The 6,790-nt window shown below is 30.0% G+C and carries 9 protein-coding genes; all 9 read left to right on the top strand.

Annotation, left to right across the window (positions count from 1 at the left end; genetic code table 11):
- Positions 1–1,007 precede the first annotated feature (1,007 nt).
- Positions 1,008–1,661 carry a MarR family winged helix-turn-helix transcriptional regulator gene (locus tag B2X73_RS09170; protein ID WP_291096298.1) on the top strand — a complete coding sequence of 218 codons (654 nt, stop codon included), beginning with the start codon at positions 1,008–1,010 and terminating at the stop codon, positions 1,659–1,661.
- Between the two features lie 88 nt (positions 1,662–1,749).
- A complete protein-coding gene (gene uraH, locus B2X73_RS09165) occupies positions 1,750–2,079 on the top strand; it encodes a hydroxyisourate hydrolase (protein WP_409410985.1) in 330 nt (109 codons plus the stop codon).
- A 9-nt stretch (positions 2,080–2,088) separates the two neighbouring features.
- Positions 2,089–3,561 carry a phytoene desaturase family protein gene (locus B2X73_RS09160; RefSeq protein ID WP_291096294.1) on the top strand — a complete coding sequence of 491 codons (1,473 nt, stop codon included), beginning with the start codon at positions 2,089–2,091 and terminating at the stop codon, positions 3,559–3,561.
- Between the two features lie 6 nt (positions 3,562–3,567).
- Positions 3,568–4,404: a phytoene/squalene synthase family protein gene (locus B2X73_RS09155; protein WP_125350625.1), complete on the top strand. Its 837-nt coding sequence runs from the start codon at positions 3,568–3,570 to the stop codon at positions 4,402–4,404.
- The gene (locus tag B2X73_RS09150) at positions 4,401–4,859 is read left to right on the top strand and encodes a hypothetical protein (protein ID WP_125350626.1); all 459 of its coding nucleotides are present in this window, start codon (positions 4,401–4,403) and stop codon (positions 4,857–4,859) included. Before B2X73_RS09155 ends, B2X73_RS09150 begins: the two co-directional genes overlap by 4 nt.
- A gap of 3 nt (positions 4,860–4,862) precedes the next feature.
- Complete coding sequence (locus B2X73_RS09145; RefSeq protein ID WP_291096291.1) at positions 4,863–5,321, top strand: SRPBCC family protein; 459 nt, start codon at positions 4,863–4,865, stop codon at positions 5,319–5,321.
- Positions 5,322–5,325: 4 nt separating this feature from the next.
- On the top strand, positions 5,326–5,784 hold the full coding sequence (locus tag B2X73_RS09140; RefSeq protein WP_221855914.1) for a sterol desaturase family protein: 459 nt from the start codon (positions 5,326–5,328) through the stop codon (positions 5,782–5,784).
- On the top strand, positions 5,781–6,482 hold the full coding sequence (locus B2X73_RS09135; protein WP_291049442.1) for a lycopene cyclase domain-containing protein: 702 nt from the start codon (positions 5,781–5,783) through the stop codon (positions 6,480–6,482). The genes B2X73_RS09140 and B2X73_RS09135 overlap by 4 nt, the downstream gene beginning before the upstream one ends.
- The coding region (locus B2X73_RS09130) for a lipocalin family protein (protein ID WP_291096289.1) at positions 6,466–6,790 on the top strand (325 nt) is incomplete at its 3' end. The genes B2X73_RS09135 and B2X73_RS09130, both read left to right, overlap by 17 nt.

Genomic DNA, 6,790 nt, shown 5'->3' with positions numbered 1-6,790 from the left:
AAAACTCCTTATGAAATACTAAAATTAAAACTAAAATAATTATATTTAAAGTCTACGAAGTCATGAAGTACGACATTGGCAGGCTTAGAATGACATCAATCAAATTGTTTTTAAATAAAGAACCAAATCGTCAAGCTGATTTGATTTCAGCTTCTTATTATCGTCAGTCAGAGTGGCGTTTGCAAAACGTTGTATCGAAGACTTAGACGATAAATAACGAATGACAAAACCCGTTGTTAAAAGTGAATTTGAATATTAAAAAAGAATGATAAAAATCCGACGATTTAGGATCGAAATGCAATTCAATTCTAAATTATTGGAATAAAAAAAGTTGAGGTGTCTGAACGAAGTGAGTTATCAACTTTATGGAAATAATTTATTTAGTTGAATCATTGAGAGACTACTGTCGGCATCTTTTTTGTTTCGTTTTTGTGTCAAGACTTCCCCGAAGGGTATATGAATTCATTTAAAAACAATTAGTAACTCATGAATAAAAATGAAAAGAAGAGATTCTTTGGCAGGCTTAGAATGACATCAATCAAATTGTTTTTAAATAAAAAACCAAATTGTCAAGCTGAATTCAGTTCAGCTTCTTATTATCGTCAGTCAGAGTGGCGTTTGCAAAACGTTGTATCGAAGACTTAGACGATAAATAACGAATTATAAAAACCCAACGATTTAGAATCGAAATGACAACGAATTTGAATTAGAAAAGAGGATGAAGAAACCGGCATTAAAACTCTCACGTTAAGAAAATGTTTGAATAACGTTAAAAAGGTTTTAGCCCGTAGCGTTTTTAAAATCTTTAGTGAAATGAGAATATTTTTAGTAGAGAGGTTTACAGCCAAGTCTTGCTTGTGACGAGTCTGCCGAAGTATTGATAAGTTAGAATTATACTTATAAAATTACATTGTTTTTTAATAAGCTCGGATATTATTTTTAATATATAGTATAATAATATTCTTTATTTGTTTTAAAATAGTATATTTGTAAACTAAATATTATATATGAATTTCCAATTAATCAAAGATGTAGTTGATTTAATAGAAGAGTTTGAAAAAGAAAATACGTGTAATGCTAATGCTTCTATTGATGATTTTAAAAAGTGGATTATTTTAAATAATCATCTAGAAAGTTCTTGTGATGTTCCTCATTGGATCGGAAAAGAGAAAATGAGATCGCCTGAAAGTGTTATAAGTACATTACTTGTTCATATGAATAGGTATGCGAAAAGTTATTCAAAATCTGCTATTATAGGATCGGATTTTTCATCTCAAGAAGATTTTATTTACTTAATTAATTTAAAGGCATTTGGAGAAATGTCTAAGATGGATTTGATTAAGAAAAATGTACATGAAAAACCTGTAGGGATGCAAATTATAAATCGTTTAATTGCTAAGGGTTGGGTTGATCAAGCTTCTTCTGAGCTTGATAAAAGAAGCAAAGTTATTAAGATTAGTCCCGTAGGTTTAGAAATTTTAGAAGAACAAATGGAAAAAATTAGACTAGCAACACAAATTGTAGCAGGTAATTTAACTTATGCTGAAAAAATGGAATTAATAAATCTACTCAACAAACTTGAAGCTTTTCATCAAGATATTTATCAAAAGAATTTTGATACAGAAGATTTATTAGATGAGGCTTACAAACATATTAATTAAAAAAATAACTACTATGAAAAAGAGTGTATTTTTCTTTCTAATTTTCTGTTGTTCTTTTTACTGTTTTTCACAAACGAAAACATATCAATTGTCCAGTCATATTTTAGATAATTCTACTGGAGAGCCTGCAACATCTGTTTCAGTTACATTACAGAAAATGAATGTGGACAATTCGTGGACTAAGGTAAGTACACAAATTACAGATAAAGATGGTAGAATAGGGAATTTTTTACCTTATGGTCAGAATAATGACGGTGTTTATAAACTCGTATTTCATATTGAATCTTATTTTGATAGAAAAAAGTTGCAAACATTTTATCCTTTTATCGAGATTGTTTTCCATATTAAAGGGGATAAGCATTTTCATGTACCATTGACTTTATCTCCTTATGGCTATTCTACATATAAAGGAAGTTAAAAACAAGATATGAAAAAAAGAATAGCCATTATTGGATCTGGATTTTCTGGTTTATCAGCTGCTGCTTATACAGCAAAAGAAGGACATGAAGTACATATATTTGAAAAACATAATCAGCCAGGCGGAAGAGCAAGACAATTAAAAACAGAAGAAGGTTATGTATTTGATATGGGACCTAGTTGGTATTGGATGCCAGATGTTATACAAGATTTCTTTGAGGATTTTGGTTATACTACTTCTTCTTTTTTTGAATTGATATCCTTAAATCCTCAATTTGAGATGATTTTTTCTGATGAAAAAATAGATGTACCTGAAAATTTTGAGGCACTAAAAGCAACCTTCGAAAAAATAGAGAAAGGTGCTGGTTTTCAATTAGAAAAATTTATGAAATCTGCCAAATTCAAATATGAAGTAGGAATGAAGGATTTTGTACATAAACCTTGTGCCAATTGGAGTGAATTTATTTCTCTTAAAATTGCTAAAAGTGCATTGAGATTAGATTTACTATCTAATTTTAGAGCCTATGTTGCACGGTATTTTAAAGATAAGAAATTGAGAGCTTTAATGGAGTTCCCCGTAATATTTTTGGGCGCATCTCCTGAAAAGATTCCAGCCTTGTATAGTTTGATGAATTATGGCGGTTATGTACTAGGTACTTATTATCCTAAAGGAGGTTTTTACCAACTGGTATTAGCAATGAAAAAAGTAGCAGAAGAACAAGGGGCGAACTTTCATTTTAATTCGAATGTTGAAAAAATAAATGTAAAAAATCAAAAAGTAAGTTCGCTTCTTATAAATGGTAAAATCCATGAATTTGATGAAGTAATTGCTTCTTCTGATTATCATCATACTGAAACACTTTTGAACGAAGAGTACAGAAATTATACCGCTGATTATTGGAGAGAAAGGACTTTTGCACCATCTTGTCTGATTTTTTATCTAGGTTTTAACGAAACCATTCCGCATTTAAAACATCATACACTATTCTTTGAACATGACTTAGATCTGCATATAGATAGTATATACGAAGATAAAAGATGGCCTGAAAAACCTTTGTTCTATGCTTGTTGTTCCTCAAAAACAGATCATTCAGTAGCACCTAATGGTAAAGAAAATTTGTTTTTACTAATGCCGATTGCTACAGGAATAAATGACAGTGAATTTGTACGTCAGAAGTATTTAACGGAAATGCTCTTGCGATTAGAAAAGCATACAGGTACTCAAGATTTACAGTCTAAAATTGACTTTAAAAAAAGTTATTGTGTCAGAGATTTTGTGTCCGATTATAATGCTTATGGTGGTAATGCTTATGGGTTAGCTAATACACTTAATCAAACAGCAGTACTAAAACCTAAAATAAGAAATAAAAAGCTAAAGAATTTATTTTATACTGGTCAGTTAACTGTTCCTGGACCAGGTGTTCCTCCCTCTATTATATCTGGTAAAATAGTGGCCAATGAGATCAACAAAATAAAAAATTAAATCCGTATGAAACAATTATTTGATGAGCTTTCTTATTCGGTGAGTAAGATGACAACTCAAAAATATAGCACAAGTTTTTCTTTGGGTATTCTTGCCTTAAAACCTTCTATTCGATCGGCTATTTATGCGATTTATGGTTATGTAAGGTTGGCAGATGAAATCGTAGATAGTTTTCATGGATATAACAAAGAGAAGCTTTTAAAAAGATTGAGAAAAGAAACTTTACATGCATTAAATGAGAGGATATCGCTTAACCCCATCTTACAATCATTTCAAGAGACTGTAAATAATTATAAGATTGATAAAGAGCTTATCGATCAGTTTTTGAGTAGTATGGAAATGGACTTGCAACAAATAGAATATGACTCGGACTTATACAAAACCTATATTTTAGGTTCTGCTGAGGTAGTAGGACTCATGTGTTTACAGGTTTTTACAGATGGTAATAAAGATAAGTATGCAGAATTAAAACCTTATGCGATGAAATTGGGCTCTGCTTTTCAGAAAATTAATTTTCTTCGAGATTTGAAAGAGGACTATCATATTTTGGGAAGAACTTATTTTCCGAATGTGGATATAAGTGGTTTTGATAATAAGATAAAATACGCAATTGAAAAAGAAATAGAAGAAGAATTTGATGAAGCGTTGATTGGGATTAAAAAACTTCCAGCTTCTTCAATTTTTGGTGTTTATCTAGCATATAAATACTATCTTTCTTTGTTTAAGAAGATCAAAAAAAAATCATCCAAAGAAATTTTAAATGGAAGAATTAGAATAGCTAATTCTGAAAAAGTTTTTGTTGCGTTTAAAAGTTACATAAGATATAAAGCTGCTTGGTTATGATTAAAATGTTAGGGTTTCTCATGGTGGGATTTTTAGGTTTTATAAATCACACTGAGGTAGTTCTAGAAGAGCTAAGGGCTAATTATGCTAAGTTATCTAATGACAAAGAATTATGTGCAAATGTAATAGTTGAATTGGACGATATAAAAAATAAATCTGCTATTTATTTGGGTTATTTAGGTGGTGCTCAAACAATTAATTCCAAGCATGTGTCTAATCCATTAAATAAGCTTAAAACTTTTAATAAAGGTAAAAAGAATATAGAGGAGGCTATACGTATAGAACCTGAAAATTTAGAATTGAGGTTTATTAGATTATCAGTACAAAAAAACGCACCCTCATTTTTGAACTACTATTCAAAGGTTGAAGAAGATACGCAAATTTTATCAGAAAACAGGCGTAAAATAACGTCTATAAATTTGCGTAGAAATATTGAAAAAATTTTAAACGAATAAGTGATGAAGTACCGTTTGTATAGAGAACAACAGTTGTATTGTGATATTGATACAGCTTGGCAATTTTTTTCTTCTCCAATGAATCTTTCGGAAATTACACCTAAAGATATGGCTTTTACAGTTTTGTCAGAAGATCAGGATCAGCCAATTTTTGAAGGTATGCTCATCGATTATACCGTTTCACCACTATTAGGTATTCCTCTAAAATGGCAGACAAAGATTATTCAAGTAGAGCATCAGAAAAGTTTTACAGATTTTCAACAAAAAGGTCCATATAAATATTGGAAACATTTTCATGAATTTATTCCCAATGAAAATGGAGTTTTCATGAAAGATACAGTAGAATATGAGCTTCCTTTTGGAATTTTTGGAAATATTGTTCATTTTCTTTTGGTGAAAAAAAAGTTGAATAATATTTTTGATTATCGTCAGCACGTATTAAAGAAATTATTTAATAAGTAGGTGTATGAATTTATTTTTGGTGTTGCTAGTATTTGTGCTTATGGAGCCTGTTACATGGTTTATTCATAAATATGTGATGCATGGATTTTTATGGTTTCTCCACAAAGATCATCATGACCATAGCCATAAAGGATCAGTTGAAAAAAACGATTATTTTTTTGTGATATTTGCGATTCCGACTATTGCTTTGATGTATTTTGGTTCGCTCAATAGTTATAATTACTTATTTTTTGTTGGGGTAGGAATTATGCTTTATGGCATGGCGTATTTTTTTGTGCATGATGTTTTTATTCATCAACGACTGAAATGTTTTAGTCGAGTAAAAAATCCTTATTTTCTAGCGCTACGAAGGGCTCATAAACAACATCATAAACACCTTAGTAAAGAAAATGGAGAATGTTTTGGATTTCTTTATGTTCCTTTCAAATATTTTAAAATGTATTTTAATTCTGCACAAAAATGATGTCATATACGTATATTTTGATTTTATTTTTTACAATAATCATTTGTTTCATATCATCCTTTGACTCTCGTATTCTTTTTAACCGTCATTTTGGTTCATTTATAAAAGCTGCATGTGTAGTAGCTATTCCATTTATAGCATGGGATATTTGGTTTACATCTTTGGGTGTATGGTGGTTTAATACTGATTATACACTTGGTTTTGTAATAGGAGGCTTACCCATAGAAGAGTGGTTATTTTTTATTTGTATTCCGTTTTCATGTGTATTTACCTATTTCTGTTTTGATAAATTTTTTAAATTAGATTGGCTTTCGAGTTTTAATAACCTTATTGTTTTTTTTAGTTTGATTGTTTGTTCAATCGTCGCTTTACTATATTATGATAGAATTTATACCCTATTAACAGCTGTTATAACATTTGTTGTTTTATTCTACTTACATTTTGTTCGTCGTGTAGATTGGATAGGAAAAGCTTCGTTTGTTTTCACTATTCTTATGCTTGGTTTTTTTCCTGTAAATGGTATTCTAACAGGTACAGGATTAGAGTCGCCAATTGTAAATTACAATCCTGATGATTTTTTGGGAATCAGAATGGGAACTATTCCAATAGAAGATGCTGTGTATGGATATACGCAATTTCTTTTAGTACTTTATTTTTTTAAACAATTTAAATCAAAATCTCATGAAAGTAAAAAATAAAATACTATTGAAAATAGCATGTATAGGATTGTTAATATTTTCCAATTCATGTTCCTCTATTCCTAAAAAGGCAGAAGCTGTTCGAAATTTTGAAGTTGATCGATATTTAGGTACTTGGTATGAAATCGCTCGTTTAGATTTTCGCTTCGAGAAAAACTTGGACAATGTTTCTGCTTATTATAGTCTTGATAAAAAAGGGAATCTCAAGGTTTTCAATAGCGGATTTAATAAGGAAAAGCAAGCATGGAAGCAAGTAATAGGAAAAGCAAAATTTAGAGAGAATGAGCAAATAGGAAAGCTAAAAGTAA

It is taken from the genome of Empedobacter sp. UBA7252, assembly GCF_002472765.1.
GTDB classification, from domain to species: domain Bacteria; phylum Bacteroidota; class Bacteroidia; order Flavobacteriales; family Weeksellaceae; genus Empedobacter; species Empedobacter falsenii_B.
The sequence above is the reverse complement of the archived record's forward strand: the minus strand, read 5'-3'. Positions and strand labels throughout refer to the sequence as shown.